This window comes from Pseudomonas sp. NY15463, assembly GCF_048068415.1.
Taxonomy (GTDB): domain Bacteria; phylum Pseudomonadota; class Gammaproteobacteria; order Pseudomonadales; family Pseudomonadaceae; genus Aquipseudomonas; species Aquipseudomonas mosselii_C.
This window is the reverse complement of the sequence record NZ_JBLUQD010000004.1, coordinates 99,321-123,981: the sequence shown is the minus strand read 5'-3', so window position 1 is coordinate 123,981 and position 24,661 is coordinate 99,321. Positions and strand designations below refer to the sequence as shown.

General features: G+C 63.2%; 24 protein-coding genes. 12 read left to right on the top strand and 12 right to left on the bottom strand.

Translation table 11 applies throughout. The features are described from left to right. Positions 1-1,206, bottom strand: coding sequence for a nicotinate phosphoribosyltransferase (pncB, locus tag ACNFIC_RS11345; protein ID WP_138219133.1), 1,206 nt, complete (start codon positions 1,204-1,206; stop codon positions 1-3). Positions 1,207-1,683: 477 nt separating this feature from the next. On the opposite strand from pncB, the gene ACNFIC_RS11340 reads away from it, so the two are divergent. The 6 genes from ACNFIC_RS11340 (at position 1,684) to ACNFIC_RS11315 (ending at position 8,321) form a co-directional block, all read left to right on the top strand. Continuing rightward, positions 1,684-2,820: a branched-chain amino acid ABC transporter substrate-binding protein gene (locus tag ACNFIC_RS11340; protein ID WP_138219131.1), complete on the top strand. Its 1,137-nt coding sequence runs from the start codon at positions 1,684-1,686 to the stop codon at positions 2,818-2,820. Between the two features lie 158 nt (positions 2,821-2,978). Beyond that, complete coding sequence (locus tag ACNFIC_RS11335) at positions 2,979-3,893, top strand: ABC transporter permease subunit (RefSeq protein ID WP_138219130.1); 915 nt, start codon at positions 2,979-2,981, stop codon at positions 3,891-3,893. A 2-nt stretch (positions 3,894-3,895) separates the two neighbouring features. Beyond that, positions 3,896-5,197 (top strand): high-affinity branched-chain amino acid ABC transporter permease LivM, encoded by a 1,302-nt coding sequence (gene livM / locus ACNFIC_RS11330; protein ID WP_138219129.1) that lies wholly within the window; start codon positions 3,896-3,898, stop codon positions 5,195-5,197. After that, positions 5,194-6,069, top strand: a complete 876-nt coding sequence (locus ACNFIC_RS11325; protein WP_138219128.1) for an ABC transporter ATP-binding protein — start codon at positions 5,194-5,196, stop codon at positions 6,067-6,069. Before livM ends, ACNFIC_RS11325 begins: the two co-directional genes overlap by 4 nt. Next, complete coding sequence (locus ACNFIC_RS11320; protein WP_138219127.1) at positions 6,066-6,782, top strand: ABC transporter ATP-binding protein; 717 nt, start codon at positions 6,066-6,068, stop codon at positions 6,780-6,782. The genes ACNFIC_RS11325 and ACNFIC_RS11320 overlap by 4 nt, the downstream gene beginning before the upstream one ends. A 771-nt stretch (positions 6,783-7,553) precedes the next feature. Continuing rightward, on the top strand, positions 7,554-8,321 hold the full coding sequence (locus ACNFIC_RS11315; RefSeq protein ID WP_138219126.1) for an SDR family oxidoreductase: 768 nt from the start codon (positions 7,554-7,556) through the stop codon (positions 8,319-8,321). Positions 8,322-8,403: 82 nt separating this feature from the next. Here ACNFIC_RS11315 and ACNFIC_RS11310 read toward each other — a convergent pair whose 3' ends face one another. The 3 genes from ACNFIC_RS11310 to ACNFIC_RS11300 form a co-directional block, all read right to left on the bottom strand. Next, positions 8,404-9,492, bottom strand: coding sequence for an AGE family epimerase/isomerase (locus tag ACNFIC_RS11310; RefSeq protein ID WP_138219125.1), 1,089 nt, complete (start codon positions 9,490-9,492; stop codon positions 8,404-8,406). Positions 9,493-9,620: 128 nt separating this feature from the next. Beyond that, positions 9,621-10,253 carry a TetR family transcriptional regulator gene (locus tag ACNFIC_RS11305; protein ID WP_138219124.1) on the bottom strand — a complete coding sequence of 211 codons (633 nt, stop codon included), beginning with the start codon at positions 10,251-10,253 and terminating at the stop codon, positions 9,621-9,623. 121 nt (positions 10,254-10,374) lie between these two features. After that, the gene (locus tag ACNFIC_RS11300) at positions 10,375-10,875 is read right to left on the bottom strand and encodes a phage infection protein (protein ID WP_138219123.1); all 501 of its coding nucleotides are present in this window, start codon (positions 10,873-10,875) and stop codon (positions 10,375-10,377) included. 338 nt (positions 10,876-11,213) lie between these two features. On the opposite strand from ACNFIC_RS11300, the gene ACNFIC_RS11295 reads away from it, so the two are divergent. Next, positions 11,214-13,280 (top strand): AsmA family protein, encoded by a 2,067-nt coding sequence (locus ACNFIC_RS11295; protein ID WP_138219122.1) that lies wholly within the window; start codon positions 11,214-11,216, stop codon positions 13,278-13,280. 127 nt (positions 13,281-13,407) lie between these two features. Here ACNFIC_RS11295 and ACNFIC_RS11290 read toward each other — a convergent pair whose 3' ends face one another. After that, positions 13,408-13,935: a ferritin-like domain-containing protein gene (locus tag ACNFIC_RS11290; protein WP_416781024.1), complete on the bottom strand. Its 528-nt coding sequence runs from the start codon at positions 13,933-13,935 to the stop codon at positions 13,408-13,410. 32 nt (positions 13,936-13,967) lie between these two features. Further along, entirely contained in the window at positions 13,968-14,309 is a 342-nt protein-coding gene (gene osmE / locus ACNFIC_RS11285) for an osmotically-inducible lipoprotein OsmE (RefSeq protein WP_138221181.1), read from the bottom strand. 123 nt (positions 14,310-14,432) lie between these two features. Here osmE and ACNFIC_RS11280 point away from each other — a divergent pair, with 123 nt between their 5' ends. The 3 genes from ACNFIC_RS11280 (at position 14,433) to ACNFIC_RS11270 (ending at position 16,775) form a co-directional block, all read left to right on the top strand. Further along, entirely contained in the window at positions 14,433-15,323 is an 891-nt protein-coding gene (locus ACNFIC_RS11280; protein WP_138221182.1) for an esterase/lipase family protein, read from the top strand. An 89-nt stretch (positions 15,324-15,412) separates the two neighbouring features. Next, the gene (locus ACNFIC_RS11275; protein WP_138221183.1) at positions 15,413-15,697 is read left to right on the top strand and encodes a PsiF family protein; all 285 of its coding nucleotides are present in this window, start codon (positions 15,413-15,415) and stop codon (positions 15,695-15,697) included. Positions 15,698-15,767: 70 nt separating this feature from the next. Next, entirely contained in the window at positions 15,768-16,775 is a 1,008-nt protein-coding gene (locus tag ACNFIC_RS11270) for an AI-2E family transporter (protein ID WP_138221184.1), read from the top strand. A 91-nt stretch (positions 16,776-16,866) separates the two neighbouring features. Here the strand turns inward: ACNFIC_RS11270 and ACNFIC_RS11265 are convergent, their stop codons facing one another. Beyond that, complete coding sequence (locus ACNFIC_RS11265) at positions 16,867-18,135, bottom strand: Hsp70 family protein (RefSeq protein WP_138221185.1); 1,269 nt, start codon at positions 18,133-18,135, stop codon at positions 16,867-16,869. 163 nt (positions 18,136-18,298) lie between these two features. Here ACNFIC_RS11265 and cbpA point away from each other — a divergent pair, with 163 nt between their 5' ends. Both cbpA and ACNFIC_RS11255 read left to right on the top strand, forming a co-directional pair. Continuing rightward, complete coding sequence (cbpA, locus tag ACNFIC_RS11260; RefSeq protein ID WP_138221186.1) at positions 18,299-19,252, top strand: curved DNA-binding protein; 954 nt, start codon at positions 18,299-18,301, stop codon at positions 19,250-19,252. 2 nt (positions 19,253-19,254) lie between these two features. After that, a complete protein-coding gene (locus tag ACNFIC_RS11255) occupies positions 19,255-19,560 on the top strand; it encodes a chaperone modulator CbpM (RefSeq protein WP_138221187.1) in 306 nt (101 codons plus the stop codon). A 287-nt stretch (positions 19,561-19,847) separates the two neighbouring features. On the opposite strand, the gene ACNFIC_RS11250 is transcribed toward ACNFIC_RS11255, so the two are convergent. The 5 genes from ACNFIC_RS11250 to urtB all read right to left on the bottom strand — a co-directional run bounded on the left by ACNFIC_RS11250 (position 19,848) and on the right by urtB (position 24,659). Then, positions 19,848-20,363, bottom strand: a complete 516-nt coding sequence (locus ACNFIC_RS11250) for a GNAT family N-acetyltransferase (RefSeq protein ID WP_416781023.1) — start codon at positions 20,361-20,363, stop codon at positions 19,848-19,850. Positions 20,364-20,394: 31 nt separating this feature from the next. Further along, on the bottom strand, positions 20,395-21,093 hold the full coding sequence (urtE, locus tag ACNFIC_RS11245; RefSeq protein WP_138221189.1) for an urea ABC transporter ATP-binding subunit UrtE: 699 nt from the start codon (positions 21,091-21,093) through the stop codon (positions 20,395-20,397). A gap of 145 nt (positions 21,094-21,238) precedes the next feature. After that, positions 21,239-22,096 (bottom strand): urea ABC transporter ATP-binding protein UrtD, encoded by an 858-nt coding sequence (urtD, locus tag ACNFIC_RS11240; RefSeq protein WP_138221190.1) that lies wholly within the window; start codon positions 22,094-22,096, stop codon positions 21,239-21,241. Next, complete coding sequence (gene urtC, locus ACNFIC_RS11235) at positions 22,093-23,172, bottom strand: urea ABC transporter permease subunit UrtC (RefSeq protein WP_416781022.1); 1,080 nt, start codon at positions 23,170-23,172, stop codon at positions 22,093-22,095. Before urtC ends, urtD begins: the two co-directional genes overlap by 4 nt. Continuing rightward, positions 23,172-24,659: an urea ABC transporter permease subunit UrtB gene (urtB, locus tag ACNFIC_RS11230; RefSeq protein WP_416781021.1), complete on the bottom strand. Its 1,488-nt coding sequence runs from the start codon at positions 24,657-24,659 to the stop codon at positions 23,172-23,174. Before urtB ends, urtC begins: the two co-directional genes overlap by 1 nt. Positions 24,660-24,661 lie beyond the last annotated feature (2 nt).

Below are 24,661 nucleotides of genomic sequence, written 5' to 3'. Positions count from 1 at the left end.
TTACTCCTTGCTGGGGACTTTGAATACGTGGCGCAGGTAGGCGACAAAGTTTTCGTCGCGGCACTGGGTCTTGGCGGCTTCGTCAGAGATCTTCGCTACTGGCGCGCCGTTGCAGTCGGTCATTTTAAGCACGATGTTCATCGGCGCCACACCGGGGATATCGCAGGTCAGATTGGTGCCAATGCCGAAACTGACGTTGATCCGGCCGCGCAGGGCACGGAAGATTTCCAGCGAGCGGGTCAGGTTCAGGCCATCGGAAAACACCAAGGTCTTGGTCATCGGGTCGATGCCCAGTTTCTGGTAATGCGCGATGGCCTTTTCAGCCCAGGCCACCGGCTCGCCGGAGTCGTGGCGCAGGCCGTCGAACAGCTTGGCGAAGTACAGGTCGAAATCCTTCACGAAGGCATCCATGGTGATGCAGTCGGTCAGGGCGATGCCCAACAGCCCACGGTACTCGCGCACCCAGCAGTCCAGTGCGGCAATCTGGCTGTCGATCAGCCGTGGCCCCAGTTGTTGATGGGCCATGATCCATTCGTGGGCCATGGTGCCCAGTGGCTTGATATCCAGTTTCCAGGCCAGGTCGACATTGCTGGTGCCGACGAAGCGGCCTGGGAAGTCGTCGCGCAGAACGTGCACGACCTCCTGCTGAACGCGGCTGGAAAAACGCCGGCGAGTGCCGAAGTCAGCGACCTGCAACTCGGCCAGCTCGTCATCGCTGGCATGCGCGCGCAGCCAGTCGAATTTGCGTTGCAACTGGTCGCGGGCCTCGCTCAGGCGCAGGCGCGGATGCAGGTGGCGGTTGCGCACCTCGCTGATGATGGCCAGCAGCGGCACTTCGAACAGGATCACATGCAGCCAAGGGCCGCGCAGGCGCAGGCACAGTTGATCGTGCTCTATCCCCAAGTGCACATAGCGTAGGTTGAAGCGGAACAGGCGCAGAAAGCGCAGGAAATCCGGTTTGAGGAAACTGATGCGCTCCAGGAACGCCAACTGGCCATCATCCAGGGTGAGTTCGCTGAGCAATTCGAGCTGTGCGCGGATGTCGGCGAGGTAGGGGCGTAGGTCTTCGCCGTTGCGGCAGCGAAACTCCCATTCGACGTCGGCGTCCGGGTAGTTGTGCAGCACAGCCTGCATCATCGTCAGTTTGTAGAAATCGGTGTCGAGCAGGTTGTGCACGATGCGCTCGGCGAATGCGCTCTCGCTCATCAATAAGGCTCCGGAAGCGGCGAATGGCGGACATTGTGCCAGCCTTTTCAGCCTTGTTGTGTCTGCGCCGGCCTGTTCACGGTCAACTGCGCTCTCACCGGGCCATCCGCAAGGCCGAAACACGCGCGGCGGGTAAATTTCCGTGCACCAGCTAGCCTTTAAACGGTGCCGCCTGTAGCAGTCGCGCACCAGTGGTGTGCACTTCGGTGACGTCTGCTGTTACAGGTTGGTTGCACGTTAACACTTGCGAGGGTTGCAATGATGGCACTGGCTGGGTTGCGACCTGTCTATGTGTTTGGTAGCGCCTTGCCCATTGCAGACGGTTGCACGCTCCATAAAGAAAAGGCCGTCGGTCGCCTCGTGCAGCCCGCGGTCCTGCGTTTTCCGAGAAGACAAAACCGATGGCACGGCCCTTGCTCTGAGCACAGGGTTGAGAAGTTGTAGTGCCAACCAAAAAAACTCTAGGAGCACCACCTCATGTCGCAGACGTTTTACAAGAAAGGTTTCCTGGCACTGGCTGTTGCCACCGCCCTGGGTGTTTCTTCGTATGTTCAGGCCGACATCAAGATCGGTGTCGCGGGCCCCATGACGGGAGCCAACGCAGCGTTTGGCGAGCAGTACATGAAAGGTGCGCAGGCAGCGGCCGACAAGATCAACGCCGCTGGCGGCGTTAACGGCGAGAAGATCGTCCTGGTCAAGGGCGACGACGCCTGTGAGCCCAAACAGGCCGTGGCCGTGGCCAACCGCCTGGTCGATCAGGACAAGGTGATCGGCGTGGTAGGGCACTTCTGCTCCTCCAACACCATCCCCGCTTCCGAGGTGTATGACGAAGCTGGCGTGATCGCCATTACCCCCGGTTCGACCAACCCACAAGTGACTGAGCGCGGCTTGTCCGCGATGTTCCGCATGTGCGGCCGCGACGACCAGCAGGGCATTGTCGCCGGCAACTACATCGTCGATGTGCTTAAGGGCAAGAAGGTCGTCGTGCTGCACGATAAGGACACCTACGGCCAAGGCCTGGCCGATGCCACCAAGGCGCAGCTTGAGAAGCGCGGCGTGAAGCCTGTGCTGTACGAAGGCCTGACCCGTGGCGAGAAAGACTTCAGCGCCGTGGTCACCAAGATCCGCTCTGCCGGCGCCGACGTGGTCTACTTCGGCGGTCTGCACCCCGAGGCTGGCCCGCTGGTCCGTCAGTTGCGCGAGCAGGGCCTGAAGGACGTCAAGTTCATGTCCGACGACGGCATCGTCACCGACGAGCTGGTCACCACTGCCGGCGGTGCGCAGTACGTCGACGGTGTGTACATGACCTTCGGCGCCGACCCGCGCCTGCTGCCAGACAGCAAGGCCGTGGTGGAGGAGTTCCGCAAGGCTGGCACCGAGCCTGAGGGCTATACCCTGTACGCCTACGCCTCGCTCCAGGCGCTGGCTGCCGCATTCAATGGCGCCAAGTCGAACAAGGGCGAAGACGCGGCCAAGTGGCTCAAGGCCAACCCAGTCAAGACCGTCATGGGCGAGAAGAAGTGGGACAGCAAGGGTGACCTGACTGTCTCGGACTACGTGGTCTACCAGTGGGATGCCCAAGGCAAGTACCACCAGCTGGAAAAACAACAATAACAACGGCCACCGGCCCGGGCCTTCGCGCGCCCGGGCCGTGGCCCCGCGGTACCTGTCTTTATCCGTAGATCTGCACAGTTCTGCGCTGCGAGGGCCGCGTCATGCGTGGTCTGCCCGTGGTCGGCGCTCGTGCAATCTCAATCAGGTGAGATTGCGTTATGGATGGTATTTTCCTGCAGCAACTGGTCAATGGCCTGACCCTCGGGTCGGTCTATGGCCTGATCGCCATCGGCTACACAATGGTCTATGGCATCATCGGCATGATCAACTTCGCGCACGGCGAGGTTTACATGATCTCCGCGTACCTCGCGGCGATCAGCCTGGCATTGCTGGCCTACTTCGGCATCGAATCCTTCCCGTTGCTGATGCTTGGCACGCTGTTGTTCACCGTCGTCGTTACCGGCGTCTATGGCTTCACCATCGAGCGTATCGCCTACAAGCCGCTACGCAACTCCACCCGCCTTGCCCCGCTAATCAGCGCCATCGGTATCTCGCTGATCCTGCAAAACTACGCCCAGCTCAGCCAAGGCGCTCGCCAGCAAGGCGTGCCGACCCTGCTCGAAGGCGCCATGCGCATCGACGTGGGCTCAGGCTTCGTACAGCTCACCTACACCAAGATCTTCATCCTGGTCGCCGCGTTCGTCGGCATGGGGCTGCTCACCTACGTGATCAAGTACACCAAGCTCGGCCGCATGTGCCGTGCGACCCAGCAGGATCGCAAGATGGCCTCGATCCTGGGTATCAACACTGACCGAGTGATCTCCTACGTATTCGTCATCGGTGCGGTGATGGCCGCGCTGGCCGGCGTTTTGATCACCATGAACTACGGCACCTTCGATTTCTATGCCGGCTTCATCATTGGCATCAAGGCGTTCACTGCCGCCGTACTGGGCGGTATTGGCTCGCTACCCGGTGCGATGCTTGGCGGCATCATCCTGGGAATCTCCGAGTCGCTGTTCTCCGGGCTGATCAACTCCGACTACAAGGACGTGTTCAGCTTCTCGCTGCTGGTGATCATCCTCATCTTCCGTCCACAAGGCCTGCTGGGCCGCCCGCTCGTGGCTAAGGTGTGAACATGTCTGTTGCCAATACTGCCCAAGCTACACAAACCAAGGGTCTCGACCTCAAGCGCAGCCTGATCGAAACGGTCGTTGCCGGTCTGCTGGCGCTCATCGTGTTCGGCCCGGTCGTGGGCGTAGTGCTCGACGGCTACAGCTTCAATGCCGAGCCGTCGCGCGTGGCCTGGCTGGTCGGTGCGGTGATGGTCGGGCGCTTTGCGCTCAGCCTGTTCCTGCAAACCGCCAGCGGCCAACGCATCCAGCAAGGTTTCGACAGCGGCGGCTCCGGCGTGCATGTGCTGGCGCCGGACTACAAGAGCCGCCTGCGCTACATCATTCCGGCGTTGATCGTGATCGCCATCGTGTTCCCCATCTTTGCCAACAAGTACCTGCTGACGGTCGTCATTCTCGGGCTGATCTACGTGCTGCTGGGCCTTGGCCTGAACATCGTGGTGGGCCTGGCCGGGTTGCTCGACCTGGGCTACGTGGCGTTCTACGCCATTGGCGCCTACGGCCTGGCGCTGGGTTACCAATACCTGGGCCTGGGCTTCTGGAGCGTGCTGCCGTTGGCGGCCATCGCGGCGGCGCTGGCGGGCTGCATACTGGGGTTCCCGGTGTTGCGAATGCACGGGGACTACCTGGCGATCGTGACCCTGGGCTTTGGTGAGATCATCCGCCTGGTGTTGAACAACTGGCTGTCGTTCACTGGCGGGCCCAACGGCATGCCCGCACCATCTCCGACCTTCTTCGGCTTGGAGTTCGGCCGTCGAGCCAAGGATGGGGGTGTCCCGATCCACGAGTTCTTCGGCTTCGAATACAACGCCAACCTCAAGTTCGTGTTCATCTACGCGGTGCTGTTCCTGGTGGTGCTGGCGGTACTGTACGTCAAGCATCGGCTGACCCGGATGCCGGTAGGGCGTGCCTGGGAGGCGCTGCGCGAGGACGAAATCGCCTGCCGTTCCATGGGCCTGAACCACGTACTGGTCAAACTCTCGGCCTTCACCCTGGGCGCGTCCACCGCCGGCCTTGCCGGGGTGTTCTTCGCCACCTATCAGGGCTTCGTCAATCCGTCGTCGTTCACCTTCTTCGAGTCGGCGCTGATCCTGGCCATCGTGGTACTGGGGGGTATGGGGTCGACCGTGGGTGTGGTGATCGCGGCCTTCGTGCTCACCGTGGCGCCGGAACTGCTGCGCAGCTTCTCCGAATACCGCGTGCTGCTGTTCGGCGTGTTGATGGTGTTGATGATGATCTGGCGACCGCGGGGGCTGATTCGCATCAGCCGTACTGGTGTAGTCCCGCGTAAAGGAGTGGCGCCATGAGCGATGAAATCATTCTGTCAGTCGACAACCTGATGATGCAGTTCGGCGGTATCAAGGCGCTCAGCGACGTGAGCTTGAAGGTCAAGCGTAACCAGATCTTCGCCCTGATCGGCCCCAACGGCGCCGGCAAGACCACCGTGTTCAATTGCCTCACCGGGTTCTACAAGGCCAGCGGCGGACGCATCGAGCTGAATGTGCGCGGCGCTACCACCAACGTGATCCAGTTGCTGGGCGAGCGTTTCCAGCCGGCGGACTTCGTCTCGCCAGCACGTTTCGCCAACCGCCTCTACTACAAGATGTTCGGCGGCACCCATCTGGTCAACCGTGCAGGACTGGCGCGCACGTTCCAGAACATTCGCCTGTTCAAGGAAATGTCGGTGGTGGAAAACCTGCTGGTGGCCCAGCACATGTGGGTCAACCGCAACCTGTTGGCCGGTGTGCTCAACACCAAGGCCTACCGCCAGGCCGAGAGCGACGCGCTGGACCATGCGTTCTACTGGCTGGAGGTGGTCGACTTGGTCGATTGCGCCAACCGCCTGGCCGGCGAGCTGTCGTATGGCCAGCAACGCCGTCTGGAAATCGCCCGGGCCATGTGCACGCGGCCGAAGATCATCTGCCTGGACGAGCCGGCTGCCGGCCTCAACCCGCAGGAGACCGAAGCCCTCAGCCGCATGATCCGGGTGCTGCGTGACGAGCACGACATCACCGTAGTGTTGATCGAGCACGACATGGGCATGGTCATGAGCATTTCCGACCATATCGTGGTGCTTGACCACGGCAACGTGATCGCTGAAGGCGCGCCGCAGGACATCCGTAACAACCCCACGGTGATCGCCGCCTACCTGGGTGCCGACGAAGAGGAACTGGTATGAGTGCACCCATTCTCGAACTGAAGGAGCTGGACGTGTTCTACGGGCCGATCCAGGCCTTGAAGAAAGTCTCGATGCACATCAACGAAGGCGAGACGGTCAGCCTGATCGGGGCCAACGGCGCGGGCAAGTCGACGCTGCTGATGTCGATCTTCGGCCAGCCTCGGGCGGCGTCGGGGCAAATCGTCTACCGTGGCACCGACATCACTCGCAAGTCGTCGCACTACATCGCCTCCAACGGTATCGCCCAGTCGCCGGAAGGGCGCCGGGTGTTCCCTGACATGAGCGTCGAGGAAAACCTGATGATGGGCACCATCCCCATCGGCGACCAGCATGCCGACGAAGACATGCAGCGCATGTACGCGTTGTTCCCGCGTCTGAAGGAGCGGCGCAACCAGCGAGCGATGACCATGTCCGGGGGCGAGCAGCAGATGCTTGCCATCGCCCGCGCGTTGATGAGCCGGCCCAAGCTGCTGCTGCTCGATGAACCCTCGCTGGGGCTGGCGCCGATCGTGGTCAAGCAGATCTTCGCCACCTTGCGCGAGCTGGCGCAAAGCGGCATGACCATTTTCCTGGTCGAGCAGAACGCCAACCACGCGTTGAAGTTATCGGACCGTGCCTACGTGATGGTCAACGGGCAGATTCGCATGACCGGCACCGGGCAGGAGTTGTTGGTCAACGAGGAGGTGCGTAACGCCTATCTGGGCGGGCACTGAACAATCCCCCATCGCGGTTCAGCGCTATAAGGAGCGGCCTTGTGCCGCGAACACCCGCATAGCCAACGCTATCCACTGATTTGCCTGCTTCGCGATGCGTTACAGGAGCAGGCGGCGCGGTGCATGGCACCGGCTATGCCGGTGTTCGCGGCACAAGGCCGCTCCTACAAGGGGGGCGGTGGATTTTGCTGTTGCGCAGTGCTACGGGAATCAGGCACAGCATGTGGACAACTTGTCGCATATCTTTCCCGAAGCACTCCACAATCCTGCCGCAAGCGCTTGTTTCTACACGTACAAAGCTTTCCACCGATTGTGTGGAACCGGCTGTGGAAAACATGGTGGCACTTCTCTGTAAGGCTTGTTTTTCAAGGCTTTCAAGGGGTTGGTCGTTTTTTGAGCAGCTGTGCCTCGTGCAGGATTTCACTGTACTTTTCGGCACAAGCAAGCGTCTCTCCATAGGTGAGAAAGTCTGTGGATAACTCTGTGCAAAAGCCTTGGACAGACTGCCGCAGGCGGCATGCTTGAAAGCGTTGGGCCATCACCGCAGATTTCCACAGGCGCGAATGGGCAAACCGGCTTTGCTGAGTTGCCCCCAATCGGTGGGGAAAGCCTTGTGGATAACGTGCGCATAGCCTCATGCAAGCCCTCTGTCACGGGGCTTTGGCGATGCTGTACGTTTTTTGAGCAAGCGCTGCAACGGTTGTCGTCAACGCGCGCGACGGGCATGCTGCGAGGCCTTCCGACGATTATCCACTGCGAGGAGAGACAAGCATGACGCCCAGCGTATTCATCACAGGTGCCACTTCCGGTTTCGGCGAGGCCACTGCCCGTCGCTTTGCCGATGCCGGCTGGAAGCTGGTTCTGACCGGCCGTCGCAAGGAGCGCCTGGACGCTCTGTGCGCCGAACTGTCGGCCAAGACTGAAGTGCACGGCTTGGTGGTCGATGTGCGTGATCGCAAGGCCATGGAGGCGGCCATTGCCAGCCTGCCACCGGCGTTCGACAAGCTTCAGGGTTTGGTCAACAACGCCGGCCTGGCGCTGGGTGTGGATGCTGCGCAAAACTGTAGCCTGGACGATTGGGAGACCATGGTCGATACCAACATCAAAGGCTTGATGTTCACCACCCGGCTGCTGCTGCCACGCCTGATCGCTCACGGTCGCGGTGCGTCGATCCTCAACGTTGGCTCGGTGGCGGGCAACTACCCGTACCCAGGCAGCAATGTCTACGGCGGCACCAAGGCTTTCGTCGGCCAGTTCTCCCTGAGCCTGCGTTGCGACCTGCGCGGCACCGGGGTGCGAGTCACCAACATCGAGCCGGGCCTGTGCGAGAGCGAGTTCTCGCTGGTGCGTTTCGGCGGTGACCAAGCCAAGTACGATGCCACCTACGCCGGTGCCGAGCCAATCCAGCCGCAGGATATTGCCGAGACCATCTTCTGGGTGCTCAATCAGCCGGCCCACGTGAATATCAACAACCTTGAGCTGATGCCGGTGAGCCAGGACTGGGCCGGGTTCTCGATCGATCGTTCGGCCAAGGGCTGAGTGTCAGCGGCGTCGGACCTGCGCGCTCATGCGGCGACTAGATATGTCAGTCGCCCACGAGCGCGTCAGCGTCTGGACGCTGTCAGGGCAGGCGCTGCAGGCCTTCCAGGCAGGTCGCCAGGTGGTAGGGGGTCGTCGAAGGCATGTCATGCCGGCTGACGGCGCCGGCAGCGTCCCGACATTCATACCAGCCGGCGTCGTGCAGAAATCTTGCGTGCAGGGCATGCAGTTGCGCCTGCCGCTGCTCGTCGCTGTCTGGACGTAGTGCCAGGGCGCGCAGGTATTCAGCCTGTGCCCAGATCCGCTGAGTGGCGTCGAGCACCTTGCCGTGCACATCGAGCATCGCCAGTACGGCCGAATCCTTCACGCCGTAGCGTTCGGCATAGCCGAAGGCACGTTCGAGGGACGCATGCAACGGCGTGCCGCGCAGCAACGGCGAAGTCTCCAGTAGATAGAACCACTCGAACTGGTGACCGGGCTCGAACCAGTTATCCACAGCTCCGCGTGGCTTCTCCAGCATCAACCCATGCTGCGGCTCTATGAAATGCGTTTGCAAGGCGTTGCACAGGTCCAGCAAGGCCTGCTGGGTGGCGTGGTCCTCACGCACGGCCAGCACCTGCAGGAAGGCTTCGGCCAGGTGCATTTGCGGGTTCTGCAACGGGCCGCTGCCCAGGTCCGACCAGTCCTCGCCAAGGCTTGCCTCGTACAGACCATCGTCCCGGGCGAACTGCTCGGCGACGATCTCCAGCGCGGCGTCGAGCGCCGACGCCACCAAGCCTTCGCGCACCTTGCCCCAGTAATGTGCGCAGGCGAAGACGATGAAGGCGTGGGTGTACAGGTCTTTGCGCCGGTCCAGCGGCTTGCCTTCGGCGTCGATGCTGTAGAACCAGCCGCCGTGCTCTGCATCGTGGAAGTGGCGTTGCAGCGAGCGGAACAACGCGCCAGCCCGTTCGGCTGCGCCCGGTTGCTCGATACGGCTGCTGAACAGGTAGAGCTGGCGCGCGCAGGCCATGGCGCGGTAGCGCTGTACGGGCAGTGGCTGGTGCTGGGCGTCGAGCGCCTCATAGGGCAGCGCCAGGTCGGCGTTCCAGCCCGGACCTTGCCACAACGGCACGATGCGTTCGGCGAAATGCTGGCGGAAGCGGGTCAATGCGGGGCGGGGGTCGGACATGCTGGCGCTCGTGGACGGTCGGGCAGGGCGCCATGGTAGCAGCAAGCGGCGAGTTGCAAGCTGCAAGCTGCAAGAAAAAGCCTGCGCGCGCCTTGTTTGCCGCTCGTAGCTTGAAGCTTGAAGCGGCCTCAGCTGGGGTTACCCAGCCCTTGCCAATGCCGCGCGCCGACGAAGATAAAGCGCAACTGCTGGGTGATTTTTTCCTGGGCGCTGATGGCCTGAGGGTTGCCCGGCTCGGGGCTGTCGATCAGTTCCGGCAGGGTGGCGAACACGGTCTTGACCACCAGGTCGGCCATCACTGCCAGCGCGGCGCCGTCCAGGTGCTGCCAGCGCGGCATGCGCGCAAGGTCGGTGGCCAGGTCGGAACTGATGGCCTGGCGCAGGCGGGCGATGGCCTGGCGGACCGCTTGTGAGCCACCATACTGCTCGCGCGCCAGGAACAGAAACTGCGCGTGGTGAGCGGCGACCACATCGAGAAAAATACGTACCGAGGCGTCGGTGATACCGCCCAGTTCGAATTCGTTCTGGCGCACCAGGCGGATAGTCTGGCGGAAGGTGGCGTCGATCTCTTCGACCAAGGCCAGGCCCAGCGCATCCATATCGGGAAAATGGCGGTAGAAGCCGGTAGGTACGATACCCGCTGCCTTGGCGACTTCGCGCAGGCTGATACTGCCGAAACCACGACCGCTCTCCATCAGCAGGCAGGCGGCATCCAGCAGGGCCTGGCGGGTTTGCAGCTTCTGTTCGGCGCGCGGCAGCATGGGCAGGGTCTTGTGGGGGTACGGCTGGGCATTCTGGATAAAAAAACGAAGCCCGGTCAATGGACCGGGCTTGGAGGGGAGCAGATACAGCAGGGTAAGTTGTTGTTTTCGGCCATGGCGATCAGCTCACACGGCTGAATTCGATCAGGCGGTCAGAGCCACCTTCGGCAACACGGTCGTTACGTTCGATCAGGCGATCCGAGCCACCTTCGGCAACGCGGTCGTTACGTTCGATCAGGCGATCCGAGCCACCTTCGGCAACGCGGTCGTTACGTTCGATCAGGCGGTCCGAGCCACCTTCGGCAACGCGGTCGTTACGTTCGATCAGACGGTCCGAGCCACCTTCGACAACACGGTCGTTGCGTTCGATCAGGCGGTCCGAGCCACCCTCGGCAACGCGGTCGTTACGTTCGATCAGGCGGTCCGAGCCACCTTCGGCCAGACGACCAGCGCGTTCTTGCAGGCGTTCTGCGCCACCTTCGGCCAGGGTGTCGAGCGATTTGGCCACGGTCACCGCGCTGGAGCGCGACTCGGCGGTCAGGTGCTGGTCGCCGGCAGGCAGCGCGAAGGCGTTGGCAGCCAGTACGGAAAGGGTCAGGCTCAGCAGCAGTTGGCGTTTCATGATTCGGTGCTCCTCTGGAGGGCTGGAAAGTGGGTACGAAGGCAATGCTACGCCCAGTAACGCCAGAGAAAAGTTCATCAGGATAATGGTAACAATCGACGCCATTGATACTTAAGCGCAGAGGCTCTGGATCAAGGGTTCCGGCGCTCGCGGCAGGCATTCCTCACGCGCGCCGGGGCGTAACATCGAGGTGTCGAGACGGGCAAAACCTGAGCAAGGCATCAGAAAAACCTGGGTATCATGGTGCAGCGGATTAAACCCAGCGGTGTTTCATCAGTCCCACATACAAAGCGCCACCGCTACGCCGCCTCGTGCCACGCAGTCAGGAGAACCCCGCAATGACGCGCCCCGCCAGAATCCTTGTCTGGAGTTTCGCCACCCTCGCCACGCTGCTGGCGATTCTGGTCGTGGTGATCGCCACATTCGATTGGAACCGGGTCAAGCCGCTGCTCAATGAAAAGGTCTCCGCAGCCCTGCATCGGCCGTTCGCGATCAACGGCAACTTGGCCGTGCATTGGCGCACCGAACCTGAAGAGGGCGGCTGGCGGGCTTTCGTGCCTTGGCCGCACTTCAGCGCCGAAGACCTGGTGCTGGGCAACCCTGACTGGCTCAAGACGCCGCAGATGGTCAGCCTGCAGCGGGTCGAGTTTCGCCTGGCGCCGTTGCCGTTGATTGTCCAGCGCATCAGCATCCCGCGTATCGATCTGGTCAAGCCCACCGCCAGCCTCACCCGCCTGGCCGATGGCCGCGCCAACTGGACCTTCGACCTGGGGCCCAAGGACGAGCATGAGCCGCCCTCCAAGTGGGTGCTGGATATCGGTGCGATTGGCTTTGATCAAGGCAACATCAGTTTCGACGACCAAACCCTCAAGACCCGCTTGAAGGTGCAGGTCGATCCACTCGGCAAGCCGATTCCGTTCAGCGACATCGTCGGCAAGGCGCGCGCCGAGAAGAGCGCAGGTGCTCAGGACTATGCTTTCGGCCTCAAGGCCCAGGGGCGTTACAAGGACCAGCCGGTGTCCGCCACGGGCAAGATCGGTGGGCTGCTGGCCTTGCAGGACGCCCGCCAGCCGTTCCCCTTGCAGGCCGATGCGCGTATTGGCGACACCCAGGTCGCGTTGGCTGGCACCCTGACCGACCCGCGCAACCTTGGTGCTCTGGATCTGCGCCTGAAACTCTCCGGCAGCAGCCTGGGCAACCTCTACCCGCTGACCGGCGTCACCCTGCCGGATACCCCGGCGTATGCCACCGACGGGCATCTGACCGCCAACCTGCACGCCGCAGACGGCGCGCAGTTCCGCTACGAAGGTTTCAACGGCAAGATCGGTGACAGCGACATTCACGGCGACCTGGCTTTCGTTGCCAGCCAGCCACGGCCGAAGTTGTCGGGCAACCTGGTGTCCAACCAACTGCTGTTCAAGGACCTCGCGCCGTTGATCGGTGCCGACTCCAACAGCGAGCAGAAAGCCCGCGGCGGTGCCAGCAAGCAGCCGAGCGGCAAGGTGCTGCCGGTGGAAGCGTTTCGCACCGAGCGCTGGCGTGCCATGGACGCCGACGTCAGCTTCGCGGGCAAGCGCATCGTGCATAGCGAGAAACTGCCGTTCAACGACCTGGCGGCGCATGTGATCCTCGACGACGGCCTGCTGCGCCTGGAGCCGCTGCGCTTCGGTGTGGCGGGCGGTAACCTCGATGCCAACATCCGTCTGGATGGGCGCACCACGCCAATGGAGGGCCGCGCCCAGTTGACCGCACGCGGCTTCAAGCTCAAGCAACTGTTCCCGACGTTCGCGCCCATGCAGACCAGTTTCGGTGAACTCAACGGCGATGCCGACCTCAGTGGTCGAGGCAACTCCGTGGCCGCGCTGCTCGGGACCGCCAACGGCGACCTGCGCCTGCTGATCAACGATGGCGCCATCAGCCGTAGCCTGATGGAGATTGCCGGGTTGAACGTGGGTAACTACGTGATCGGAAAGTTGTTCGGTGACGAGGACGTGAAGATCAATTGCGCCGCCGCCGATGTCGGGGTCAAGAACGGCTTGGCGACCACGCGTTTATTCGTCTTCGATACCGAGAACGCGATCATCTACATCAACGGCACCGCCAACTTCACCAGTGAGCAACTGGACCTGAAGATCAACCCCGAGTCCAAGGGCCTGCGCCTGTTCTCGCTGCGCTCGCCGCTGTACGTTCGCGGCCCGTTCGCCAAGCCGAGTGCCGGGGTGCAGGCGGTGCCGTTGGCGCTGCGGGGGGCGGGAATGGTAGCGCTGGGTGTGGTGGCCGGCCCAGCAGCGGGCTTGCTGGCGCTTATCGCGCCGAGCAGCGGCGATGTGCCGAACCAGTGCACGCCGTTGTTGCAGCAGATGAAAGCCGGCAAGGCGCCAGCGGCGGTGAAGGGGCGCAAGTAACAGGGGCCGCTTGGCGGCCCATTCGCGGGCAAGCCCGCTCCCACAGGCTGTTCACTGCCTTGCAGGCATGTGCAATACCTGTGGGAGCGGGCTTGCCCACGAATGGGGCGCATAGCGCCCCGGACGATCAAAGCCCTTCAAGCAGATCGGACATATCGTCGGCGTGCTCTTCTTCCTGGGCCAAGATGTCTTCGAAGATTCGCCGCGTGGTCGGATCCTTGTCGCCGATGTACTGGATGATCTCGCGGTAGCTGTCGATGGCGATGCGTTCGGCCACCAGGTCTTCGAGCACCATCTCTTTCAGCGAATCGCCGGCCACGTACTGGGCGTGGGCGTTCTTCGTCAGGTTGTCAGGGTTGAAATCCGGCTCGCCGCCCAGCTGCACGATGCGCTCTGCCAGCTTGTCGGCATGCTCGGCTTCCTGGTTGGCGTGTTCGAGAAACTCGGCGGCGGCCACGCTGGCCTTGATGCCGCTGGCCATGAAGTAGTGGCGCTTGTAGCGCAATACGCACACCAGTTCCGTGGCCAGCGATTCGTTGAGCAGGCGCAGGATGTTGTCACGGTCGGCATGGTAGCCCTCGGTTACCGCACCTTGCTCCACGTGTTGGCGGGCGCGTTCACGTAGGGTTTTTACATCGGTCAGTTCAGCACTCATGTTCATCTCCGTCAGCATCAGGGGTGGTCAGGTCATGCGCCATGGGTGGCGTCTTGGTCTTCCTGGCGTTGTTTGCAGGTCTTGAAGCCTTTGTCATCGACATGGCCGGTCGCGTCGAAGCGCACGTAGTAGGCCTGCTGATGGCCGTCGCGGTTTAGCACGTAGTTGTTGCAGGTGCCGCCGTGGGGCAGGTCGATCACGCTCGACGGGCTACCGCCAATGGCGATCACGCGCTGCATGGTCATGCCGTTCTCCACCTGCTTGACCAACGGCTCGTCGCGGTACGTGACGTAATCCACCGGGTTTTCCGGGCGGCTGCCACAGGCGGCGAGGGTCGCGCTTGCCAGAAGGATGGCCAGGGTCTGTCTGTACATGGTCCTGCTCCTTGCTCAGGGTCTGTTTTGCTTTGAACCGCACAGCGCGACGGGAGTTCGATTGCGATTGGCTTGGCGTGCGCTGTAGTGTGGCCAGATCGTCCACGCGCAGGAGGCAGGGCAATGCAGAAGCATCTGGCGACCCGTTATCCGCTGGTGCTGGTGCCGGGCATGCTCGGTTTCGTGCGCCTGGTGCTCTACCCGTACTGGTTCGGCATCGTCCCGGCGCTGCGCCGAGGTGGCGCGCAGGTGTTTGCGGTACAGGTCTCGCCGCTGCATTGCAGCGAGGTGCGCGGTGAACAGTTGCTGGCGATCATCGAGACCATCTGCCAGCGCACCGGGGCCGACAAGGTCAACCTGATCGGCCACAGCCAGGGGGCACTGAGCGCACGTTACGCGGCGGCCAAGCGCCCCGACCGGGTTGCCTCGGTCACTTCGGTGGCAGGGCCCAACCACGGCTCTGAGCTGGCCGATCATCTGGAACGCAGCGCGCCCGGTCACTCACCCCAAGGGCGCCTTCTTAAGGCCATCCTGCATGGCGTGGCGTTGCTGCTGGTGTGGCTGGAGACAGGTTGGCGGCGCACGCCGTTGCCAGTGGATGTACATGCCTCGCACCAGTCGCTTACCACCCAGGGCGTGGCGTTGTTCAACCAGGCTTATCCACAGGGGCTGCCGGAGGTGTGGGGTGGCGAGGGGGCTGCTGAGGTCAATGGGGTGCGCTATTACTCCTGGTCTGGCACCTTGCAGCCGGGGCTGACCGACCAGGGACGCAACCGCTTCGATGGCAGCCATCGCTTCTGCCGGCTGTTCGCCCGTAGTTTCGTACGGGAAAAGGGCCAGTGCGATGGGATGGTCGGGCGCTACAGCTCGCACCTGGGGCAGGTGATCGGCGATGACTATCCGCTGGATCACCTGGACATCGTCAATCAGTCGCTTGGCGCGGTGGGCAAGGGGGCCGAGCCGGTGCGCCTGTTCACCGAACATGCCGCGCGGCTGCGGGCGGCGGGGTTGTGAGAGATCACGCAGCGCGGGAGGGGGGGAAAAATGTTGTCTACACTCAAGCTCGACCCGCGCGCCGAGCGCGCACCCTAGGAGATCGCGTCATGAAGAGGCTACAGGTGTCCATACTGGTGCTGGGCATGTTGCTCGCCGGGCAAGGATTTGCTGCCACCGCGCAACAGGAGAAGATGAAGACCTGCAACGCCGACGCTACCGCCAAGGCGCTCAAGGGCGATGAACGCAAGGCGTTCATGAGCACCTGCCTGAAGACCAAGCCGGCGCCGACCCAGCAGGAAAAAATGAAGACCTGCAACGCCGACGCCACCACCCAGGCGCTCAAGGGCGATGCGCGCAAGGCGTTCATGAGCGACTGCCTGAAGAAGAAGTGAGCTGCGCCTATGCGTGTGCCGTGAAGGCTGGCAGACTGCGATTCTTTCTGCTGTCTGCCGTCGAGGCTGTATGACCTTCACCCCCCGCCAGATCACCCTTGCCAGCCTGCTGATCGTCATGGCCGGGCTGTTGCTGGCCCTGCCCCTGAAGTTGCTGCCCAGCCTGCTGGCCGGGCTGCTTGTGTTCGAACTGGTCAACATGCTTACCCCGCGTCTGCAACCGCTGATCGCCGGGCAGCGCGCGCGTTGGCTGGCGGTGGCGCTGCTCGGCACGCTGGTGGTCAGTACCTTGACCCTGCTGATCGCCGGGGCATTCAGCTTCCTGTTGCACGAGGCCGAGAATCCCGGCGCTTCGCTGGACAAGTTCATGGCGTTGGTGGAGCGCGCCCGTGGTCAGTTGCCGCCGTTTATCGAAGGCTATCTGCCGGCCAGCGCGGCGGAGTTCAAGGTGGCCATTGGCGACTGGATCAAGAGCCACCTGAGCGACCTTCAGTTGGTAGGCAAGGGCATGGCGCACATGTTCGTCACCTTGCTGATCGGCATGATCCTCGGTGCGATCATCGCCTTGCAGCGCATCCCCGACGTGTCCCGGCGCAAGCCGCTGGCGGCCGCGTTGTTCGAGCGCTTGAACCTGTTGGTGCAGGCGTTTCGCAACATCGTTTTCGCGCAGATCAAGATCTCGCTGCTCAACACCGCCTTCACCGGGGTGTTCCTGGCGGTGGTCTTGCCGCTGTTCGGTGTGCACCTGCCGCTCACCAAGACGCTGATCGTGCTGACGTTCCTGCTCGGACTGTTGCCGGTAATCGGTAACCTGATGTCCAACACCCTGATCACTATCGTGGGTTTGTCGTTGTCGTTGTGGGTGGCGGCGGCGGCGCTGGGCTACCTGATCGTGATCCACAAGGTCGAGTATTTCCTCAACGCACGGATCGTCGGTGGGCAGATTCGCGCCAAGTCGTGGGAGCTGCTGCTGGCGATGTTGGTGTGTGAGGCGGCGTTCGGCCTGCCAGGTGTCGTGGCGGGGCCGATCTACTATGCCTACCTCAAGAGTGAGTTGAGGCGCATGGAGTTGGTTTGAGGAGCGGCAAGCTGCAAGCCTCAAACTGCAAGTAAAAGCAGATGTCGGCAGTTCGCAGATCTGCTTTTACTTGAAGCTTGCAGCTGCGCCCTCAGGCGCCGTAACGCTTGCGCGCCTCGATCGCCAGCCCGCTACCGATGCTGCCGAAGATATTGCCTTCGACATGCCGTGCATTGGGCAGCATCGCCGCCACGCTGTTGCGCAGCGCCGGGATGCCGCTGGAGCCGCCGGTGAAGAACACCGTGTCCACCTGCCCCTCGCTCACACCAGCCTTGGCCAGCAGCTCGGTCACACTCCCGCGTACGCGTTCGAGCAGGCCGTCGATGGCCTCTTCGAACAGCGCCCGCGTCAGCTCGGCGGCCAACTCCGGCTCTACCCGGCCCAAGTCGATACGGCGGCTGTCGCGGTCGGTCAGCTCGATCTTGCTGGCCTCGACTTCCATCGCCAGCCAGTGCCCGGCGCGCTGTTCGATCAGGTTGAACAGACGGTCGATGCCCTGCGTGTCCTCGATGTCATAGCGCATGCTGCCCAAGGCCAGCTGCGACTTTTGCGCGTACAGGGCGTTGATGGTGTGCCAGGTCGCCAGGTTGAGGTGGTAGCTGGTAGGCATAAGCGCGCCGCTCTTCATGCGGCTGCCGTAGCCGAACAGAGGCATCACGCCTTGCAGGCTCAGTTGCTTGTCGAAATCGGTGCCGCCGATGTGCACGCCGCCGGTGGCGAGAATGTCGTCCTGGCGCTCGTCCAGCAAATGGCGCTCTGGCGACAGGCGGATCAGGGTAAAGTCCGAGGTGCCGCCGCCGATATCGACAATCAGTACCAGTTCTTCGCGGCTGATGCCCGACTCGTAGTCGAACGCCGCAGCGATGGGTTCGTACTGGAACGAGACATCCTTGAAGCCGATCTTGCGGGCCACGTCAGCCAGGGTATCCTCGGCCTCCTGGTCGGCAGCCGGGTCTTCGTCGACGAAGAACACCGGGCGGCCTAGCACCACCTGGTCGAAGCTGCGCTGGGCACTGGCCTCGGCGCGCTTTTTCAGCTCGCCGATGAACATGCCCAGCAGATCCTTGAACGGCAGGGCGCTGCCCAGCACGCTGGTGTCGTGCTTGATCAGCTTGGAGCCCAAAAGGCTTTTGAGCGAGCGCATCAGGCGGCCTTCGTAGCCTTCCAGGTACTCGTGCAGCGCCTGGCGGCCGTACACCGGGCGACGTTCCTCGATGTTGAAGAACACCACCGAGGGCAGGGTGATCTTGCCGTCTTCCAGGGCAATCAGCGACGAGGTGCCCTCGCGGTGCCAGCCGACCGTGGAGTTGGAGGTGCCGAAGTCGATACCAAGGGCACGGGCCGGGGATACGTCAGACATTTGCGAAAGCTTCCGGAGGCAAAACGGCCGCGCAGTTTATGCCAGTTGCCGACTAAATCAAGACCGGTCGTCTGTCTTGGCGCAGGTGCGAGGCGACCTTGAAAGGCTATGCTTGACCCCAATCTTCAGCAGCAATACGCACATTCTTACTGGTGATCCATCCATGGACTTCAAAGACTACTACAAGATACTCGGCGTCGAGCCGGGCGCGGACGAGAAGGCGATCAAGGCCGCGTACCGCAAGCTCGCGCGCAAGTATCACCCCGACGTGAGCAAGGAGAGCGGCGCCGAGGACAAGTTCAAGGAGGCCAACGAGGCCTACGAGGTGCTTGGTGACAAGGACAAGCGCGCCGAGTACGACGAGATTCGCAAGTACGGCGGCCAGCATGGCCGGCCGTTCCAGGCCCCGCCTGGCTGGCAGGGCCGCGGTGGCAATGGTGGCGGCTTCGAAGGCGGTGACTTCTCCGATTTCTTCAGTTCGATCTTCGGCAGCCGGGGCGGCAACCCGTTCGGCGGCGCTCGTCAGCAACGCAGCGCCGGTCGGCGGGGGCAGGATGTGGAACTGGAACTGGCGGTGTTTCTCGAAGAGACCCTGAACAAGGAGTCCAAGCAGATCAGCTTCCAGGTGCCGCAAACCAACGCGGCGGGCCAGCGCACCGGGTTCACCACCAAGACCCTGAACGTGAAGATCCCCGCTGGGGTCACCGATGGCGAGCGCATTCGCCTGAAGGGCCAGGGCGCGCCGGGTGTGGGCGGTGGCGCGAATGGCGACCTGTTCCTGACCATTCGCATGGCGCCGCACCCGCAGTTCGATGTCGAAGGCCATGACCTGATCATCACCGTGCCGCTGGCGCCGTGGGAAGCGGCCTTGGGCGCCAAGGTGGCGGTGCCGACGCTGACCGGCAAGATCAACCTGACCATTCGCCCCGATAGCCAGAGCGGCCAGCGCCTGCGCGTCAAGGGCATGGGGCTGCTGAACAAGCAGGGCGAGCGCGGCGACCTGTACGCCCAGCTCAAGGTGGTGATGCCACCCCAGTCCGATGCCGATGCACGTGAGTTGTGGACCAAGCTCTCCGAGAAAGCCGCATTCAATCCGAGGACTCAATGGAGTAAGTGACCATGAGCAGCACCCTGATCGTTCAACTGGACATGCGAACCCTCTGCCAGGAAGCCGACCTCACGGCCGACTGCGTGATCGAAATCGTCGAACACGGCATCGTTGAACCATTGGGGCGAACGCCTGAGGAGTGGCTGTTCGACGACCGTGCGCCGGTGACCTTGAAGCGCGCGGTCAAGCTGCATCAAGAGCTGGAGCTTGAATGGGAAGGGGTGGCCCTGGCGCTTGAGTTGCTGGAAGAGGTGCAGCAACTGCGCAGCGAGAACAGCATGCTGCGCCAGCGGCTGGGCCGGTTCACCCAGATGTAACCGCCCGCTGGCTCGTGTAGGAGATCACCCAGCCCTTTGGGCTGCGCTGTCGCGCAGAGAACTGATTTCGCAAGCGCTCCGCGTACCCTGTGGGAGCGGCGGTTCGGCGCCCCGACTTGCCCGCGAAGCAGGCGACTCGGTGTATGGCACCGGCTTTGCCGGTGTTCGCGGGCAAGCCCGCTCCCACAGATTCCTTCTAAATCAACAAGTTATGTGTAGTTCTATGAGAGCGGCACAAGGCCGCTCCTACAAGGGGCGTGCATTGCAGGTTAGAGGTGGGTAGGTCTTTAGCCTGGCTCAGCCCCAGGATTGAGCACCAACTGCATGAAGGTCAAATCCAGCCAGCGCCCGAACTTCACCCCCACCTGCGCCATCTGCCCGGTCACCACGAAGCCTTGGCGCTCATGCAGGCGTATCGACGCCGCGTTACCGCTCTCGATCGCCGCTACCATCACATGCTTGCCGCAATCCCGGGCCCGCTCGATCAGCGCGGCCATCAGCACCGGGCCCAGGCCCTTGCCGCGTTGGTCGGCACGCACATACACCGAATGCTCCACGGTCAGCCGGAAACCTTCGAATGGTCGCCAATCGCCGAACGAGGCGTAACCCAGTACACCCGTGGCATCCACCGCCACCAGGATCGGATAGCCCTGTTGTGCGCGCGCCTCGAACCAGGTCTGGCGGTTGGCCAGGTCTACCGGGGTTTGGTTCCAGATCGCCGTGGTGTGGCGCACGGCGTCGTTGTAGATGTCGAGGATACCCGGCAGGTCGGTGGGCAGGGCATCGCGGATCGGGTAACTCATGACAGCGTCTCGCAGAAAGGGTCGGTGCAGATTAAATGGTAACCAGCCCGCGCACACCCTCAGCCTGCATGTTTTCGCCACGCCCACGCTGGATGATTTCGCCACGGGCCATTACCAGGTATTGGTCGGCCAGTTCCTCTGCGAAGTCGTAGAACTGCTCCACCAGCAGGATGGCCATGTCGCCACGGTCAGCCAGTTTGCGGATCACCGCGCCGATTTCCTTGATGACCGAGGGCTGGATACCTTCGGTTGGTTCGTCGAGGATCAGCAGGCGTGGACGGCTGGCCAAGGCCCGGCCGATAGCCAGTTGTTGCTGCTGGCCGCCGGACAGATCGCCGCCCCGGCGCTGTTTCATCTGCTCCAGCACCGGGAACAGCGCGTAGATGAACGCCGGGACCTCGCGCGCCTCATGCGCCGCGAAACGCGACAGGCCCATCAACAGGTTCTCCTCCACCGTCAGGCGCGGGAAGATCTCGCGGCCCTGGGGCACGTAGGCGATGCCGGCGTGCACGCGCTGCTGGGGCTTGAGGTGGGTGATCGGCTTGCCTTCCCACTCCATGCGCCCGTCGCGGGCCGGCAACAAGCCCATCAGGCAGCGCAGCAGGGTGGTCTTGCCCACGCCGTTGCGCCCGAGCAGGCAGGTGACCTCGCCGATCTTAGCCTCGAACGAGAGGCCGCGCAGGATGTGGCTGCCGCCGTAGTACTGGTGCAGGGTGTCGATCTTGAGCATGTGTGCTTCCTGGAGAGTCTGTTTTACCCGTGCCGGCCCATTCGCGGGTAAACCCGCTCCCACAGAGTCGGCGCTGCTCTTGGGGTCTGCACCTAACCTGTGGGAGCGGGTTTACCCGCGAAGAGGCCGGCACAGAGATGCATGTCTAGCGGCCCAGATACACCTCTACCACCCGCTCATCCGCCTGCACCTGGGCCAGCGATCCCTCCGCCAGCACGCTGCCCTGGTGCAGCACCGTCACATGGTCGGCGATGCTGCCGACGAAGCCCATGTCGTGCTCCACCACCATCAGCGAGTGCTTGCCCGCCAGCGACCTGAACAGTTCGGCAGTGAATTCGGTCTCGGCGTCGGTCATGCCCGCCACCGGCTCGTCCAACAGCAGCAATTGCGGCTCCTGCACCAGCAACATGCCGATTTCCAGGAACTGCTTCTGCCCATGCGACAGCAACCCGGCCTGGCGCTGGGCCAACGGCAGCAGGCGCAGGGTGCCGAGCACCTCCTCGATGCGCTGGCGTTGCTCGGCGCGCGGACGCGCTAGGAGGCTGGCCCACACCGACTTGTCGGTCTTCAATGCCAGTTCGAGGTTCTCGAACACGCTCAGCGCCTCGAACACCGTGGGCTTCTGGAATTTGCGACCGACCCCGGCCTGCGCGATCTGGTACTCGCTCATGCGCGTAAGGTCGAGGGTCTCGCCGAAATAGGCGCTGCCGGTGTCGGGACGCGTCTTACCGGTGATCACGTCCATCAGGGTGGTCTTGCCCGCACCGTTGGGGCCGATGATGCAGCGCAGCTCGCCCACGCCGATGTACAGGTTCAGGGCGTTGAGGGCCTTGAAACCGTCGAAACTGACGCTGATGTCCTCAAGGCTCAGCACCGTGCCATGGCGCGTATCGAGCCCGGCTTTGCGTGCCTGGCCCAGGCCGATGGCGTCGCGGCTGGTGCCGAGGTTGTCGAACACCGGCTCCAGCATGAACTCGGGATGTACGGGGGGAACGCCTCTCATGGCTGGCTCCTTTTCTTCACCAGGCCCACCACGCCCTTGGGCAGGTACAGGGTGACGACGATGAACAGTGCACCGAGGAAGAACAGCCAGAACTCCGGGAACGCCACGGTGAACCAGCTCTTCATGCCATTGACCAGGCCTGCGCCGAGCAGCGGGCCGATCAACGTGCCGCGCCCGCCGAGGGCCACCCACACCGCCGCCTCGATGGAGTTGGTCGGCGACATTTCACTGGGGTTGATGATGCCCACCTGAGGCACGTACAAGGCGCCCGCCAGGCCACACAGCACGGCACTGAGCACCCACACCAGCAGCTTGAAGCCGCGCGGGTCGTAGCCGCAGAACATCAGCCGGTTCTCGGCGTCGCGCACGGCGGTGAGCAGGCGCCCGAACTTGCTCTGGGTCAGGCGCCAGCACAGGTACAGGCTGCCCAGCAGCAACAGCACGGTGAGGCTGAACAGCACCGCCCGAGTGCCAGGCGCTGCGATCTCGAAACCCAGGAGGGTACGAAAGCTGGTGAAGCCGTTGTTGCCGCCAAAGCCGGTCTCGTTGCGAAAGAACAGCAGCATGGCGGCAAAGGTCAGGGCCTGGGTCATGATCGAGAAGTACACGCCCTTGATCCGCGAACGGAAGGCGAAGAAGCCAAACACCAGGGCCAACAGCCCTGGTGCCAGCACCACTAGGCACAGGGCCCAGGCGAAGTGCTGGGTGCCGGTCCAGTACCAGGGTAACTCGCTCCACGACAGGAAGGTCATGAACCCCGGCAGCCCGTCGCCAGCGGCCTGGCGCATCAGGTACATGCCCATGGCATAGCCGCCGAGGGCGAAGAACAGGCCATGCCCCAGCGACAGCATCCCGGCGTAGCCCCAGACCAGGTCCAGGGCCAGGGCGACGATGGCGTAGCAGAGGATCTTGCCCACCAGCGTGAGGGTGTAGGCCGAGACCTGCAGCGTGTGCCCATCAGGCAGCAGCGACAGCAACGGCAAGGCCAGGAGCACCAGCACGACGGCAGTGCCGAGGGCCAGGGTGAGACGCGGTCCGGCTTTGTGTACAGCGGTGACGATCAGTGGCTGGTTCATCAGTCGATCACCCGTCCCTTGAGTGCGAACAGGCCTTGCGGACGCTTCTGGATGAACAAAATGATCAGCGCAAGGATGAGGATCTTGCCGAGCACCGCACCGATCTGCGGCTCCAGCAATTTATTGGCGATGCCTAGCCCGAAAGCTGCCCAGAGGCTGCCGGCCAGTTGCCCGACGCCGCCGAGCACTACCACCAGGAACGAGTCGATGATGTAGCTCTGGCCCAGGTCCGGGCCGACGTTGCCGACTTGGCTCAGGGCCACGCCACCGAGCCCGGCGATGCCCGAGCCGAGTCCGAAGGCGAGCATGTCGACACGCCCGGTGGACACGCCGCAGCAGGCGGCCATGTTGCGGTTCTGGGTCACCGCGCGCACGTTCAGGCCCAGCCGCGTGCGGTTGAGCAGCAGCCAGGTGAGCAGCACCACGGCCAGGGCGAAGCCGATGATCACCACACGGTTGTAGGGCAGCACCAGGTTGGGCAGCAGCTGGATGCCGCCAGACAGCCACGCCGGGTTGCTCACCTCGACGTTCTGCGCGCCGAAGATCAGGCGCACGGCCTGGATCAGGATCAGGCTGATCCCCCAGGTGGCCAGCAGGGTTTCCAGTGGTCGGCCATACAGATGGCGGATCACCGTGCGCTCCAGGGCCATGCCGACGCCGGCACTGACGGCGAAGGCCACCGGCAGGGCGATCAGCGGGTAGAACTCGATGGCGCCGGGGGCGTAGCGCTGTACCAGTACCTGGACCATGTAGGTGCTGTAGGCGCCGAGCATGAGCATCTCGCCGTGGGCCATGTTGATCACCCCGAGCAGGCCGAAGGTAATCGCCAGGCCCAGCGCCGCGAGCAGCAGGATCGAGCCCAGTGACAAGCCGCTGAACGCCTGGCCGAGCAGTTCGCCGAGCAGCAACTTGCGCTGCACCTGGGCCAGGCTGGTTTCGGCGGCGGTGCGCACGGCTGCATCGGTTTCGGCGCCTGGTTGCAGCAGCGCTTCGAGGCGGGTGCGGGCCAGTGGGTCGCCGGTTTCGCCGAGCAGGCGCACGGCGGCCAGGCGTACGCCAGGCTCGCTGGCGCCCAGTTGCAGATTGGCTAGGGCCAGGCCGAGGGCTGCGTGGACAGCGGCGTCCGGTTCGCTGGCATAGCGTCGGTCGAGCACAGCCATTTGCGCCGGCTGTGCGCTTTTTTGCAGTTGCTGCGCAGCGGCCAGGCGCACGCTGGCCTGTTCACTGTGCAGTTGATGGCTGGCCAGGGCGTTGTCTATCAGTGCGCGCAGGCGGTTGTTCAGGCGCAGTTTGCGCGTGTCGCCTTCGGCGATACGGCCTTGGCGCAGGTTTTCCAGCAGCGCCAGGCGCGCGGGGTCGGGTTGCGCCGCCCAGCCTTCGAGCAGGCGGGCTTGCTCGGCGGGCTTGGCGGTGAGGAAGAATTCGCCCTCGCTGGCGTGGGTGGCCAGGGGCAATAGCAGCAGTAATGTCAGCAGGAGTCTGAGCATGC

What these genes read in the sequence shown, in the direction of transcription:
- urtD (WP_138221190.1), bottom strand. Translation starts at nt 22,096, where the DNA reads ATGAGAGGCGTTCCCCCCGTACATCCCGAGTTCATGCTGGAGCCGGTG.
- ACNFIC_RS11295 (WP_138219122.1), top strand. Translation starts at nt 11,214, where the DNA reads ATGACGCGCCCCGCCAGAATCCTTGTCTGGAGTTTCGCCACCCTCGCC.
- ACNFIC_RS11315 (WP_138219126.1), top strand. Translation starts at nt 7,554, where the DNA reads ATGACGCCCAGCGTATTCATCACAGGTGCCACTTCCGGTTTCGGCGAG.
- cbpA (WP_138221186.1), top strand. Translation starts at nt 18,299, where the DNA reads ATGGACTTCAAAGACTACTACAAGATACTCGGCGTCGAGCCGGGCGCG.
- ACNFIC_RS11335 (WP_138219130.1), top strand. Translation starts at nt 2,979, where the DNA reads ATGGATGGTATTTTCCTGCAGCAACTGGTCAATGGCCTGACCCTCGGG.
- ACNFIC_RS11300 (WP_138219123.1), bottom strand. Translation starts at nt 10,875, where the DNA reads ATGAAACGCCAACTGCTGCTGAGCCTGACCCTTTCCGTACTGGCTGCC.
- osmE (WP_138221181.1), bottom strand. Translation starts at nt 14,309, where the DNA reads ATGTACAGACAGACCCTGGCCATCCTTCTGGCAAGCGCGACCCTCGCC.
- pncB (WP_138219133.1), bottom strand. Translation starts at nt 1,206, where the DNA reads ATGAGCGAGAGCGCATTCGCCGAGCGCATCGTGCACAACCTGCTCGAC.
- urtE (WP_138221189.1), bottom strand. Translation starts at nt 21,093, where the DNA reads ATGCTCAAGATCGACACCCTGCACCAGTACTACGGCGGCAGCCACATC.
- ACNFIC_RS11255 (WP_138221187.1), top strand. Translation starts at nt 19,255, where the DNA reads ATGAGCAGCACCCTGATCGTTCAACTGGACATGCGAACCCTCTGCCAG.
- ACNFIC_RS11270 (WP_138221184.1), top strand. Translation starts at nt 15,768, where the DNA reads ATGACCTTCACCCCCCGCCAGATCACCCTTGCCAGCCTGCTGATCGTC.
- ACNFIC_RS11275 (WP_138221183.1), top strand. Translation starts at nt 15,413, where the DNA reads ATGAAGAGGCTACAGGTGTCCATACTGGTGCTGGGCATGTTGCTCGCC.
- livM (WP_138219129.1), top strand. Translation starts at nt 3,896, where the DNA reads ATGTCTGTTGCCAATACTGCCCAAGCTACACAAACCAAGGGTCTCGAC.
- ACNFIC_RS11325 (WP_138219128.1), top strand. Translation starts at nt 5,194, where the DNA reads ATGAGCGATGAAATCATTCTGTCAGTCGACAACCTGATGATGCAGTTC.
- ACNFIC_RS11250 (WP_416781023.1), bottom strand. Translation starts at nt 20,363, where the DNA reads ATGAGTTACCCGATCCGCGATGCCCTGCCCACCGACCTGCCGGGTATC.
- ACNFIC_RS11265 (WP_138221185.1), bottom strand. Translation starts at nt 18,135, where the DNA reads ATGTCTGACGTATCCCCGGCCCGTGCCCTTGGTATCGACTTCGGCACC.
- ACNFIC_RS11290 (WP_416781024.1), bottom strand. Translation starts at nt 13,935, where the DNA reads ATGAGTGCTGAACTGACCGATGTAAAAACCCTACGTGAACGCGCCCGC.
- ACNFIC_RS11305 (WP_138219124.1), bottom strand. Translation starts at nt 10,253, where the DNA reads ATGCTGCCGCGCGCCGAACAGAAGCTGCAAACCCGCCAGGCCCTGCTG.
- ACNFIC_RS11310 (WP_138219125.1), bottom strand. Translation starts at nt 9,492, where the DNA reads ATGTCCGACCCCCGCCCCGCATTGACCCGCTTCCGCCAGCATTTCGCC.
- urtC (WP_416781022.1), bottom strand. Translation starts at nt 23,172, where the DNA reads ATGAACCAGCCACTGATCGTCACCGCTGTACACAAAGCCGGACCGCGT.
- ACNFIC_RS11320 (WP_138219127.1), top strand. Translation starts at nt 6,066, where the DNA reads ATGAGTGCACCCATTCTCGAACTGAAGGAGCTGGACGTGTTCTACGGG.
- ACNFIC_RS11280 (WP_138221182.1), top strand. Translation starts at nt 14,433, where the DNA reads ATGCAGAAGCATCTGGCGACCCGTTATCCGCTGGTGCTGGTGCCGGGC.
- ACNFIC_RS11340 (WP_138219131.1), top strand. Translation starts at nt 1,684, where the DNA reads ATGTCGCAGACGTTTTACAAGAAAGGTTTCCTGGCACTGGCTGTTGCC.
- urtB (WP_416781021.1), bottom strand. Translation starts at nt 24,659, where the DNA reads ATGCTCAGACTCCTGCTGACATTACTGCTGCTATTGCCCCTGGCCACC.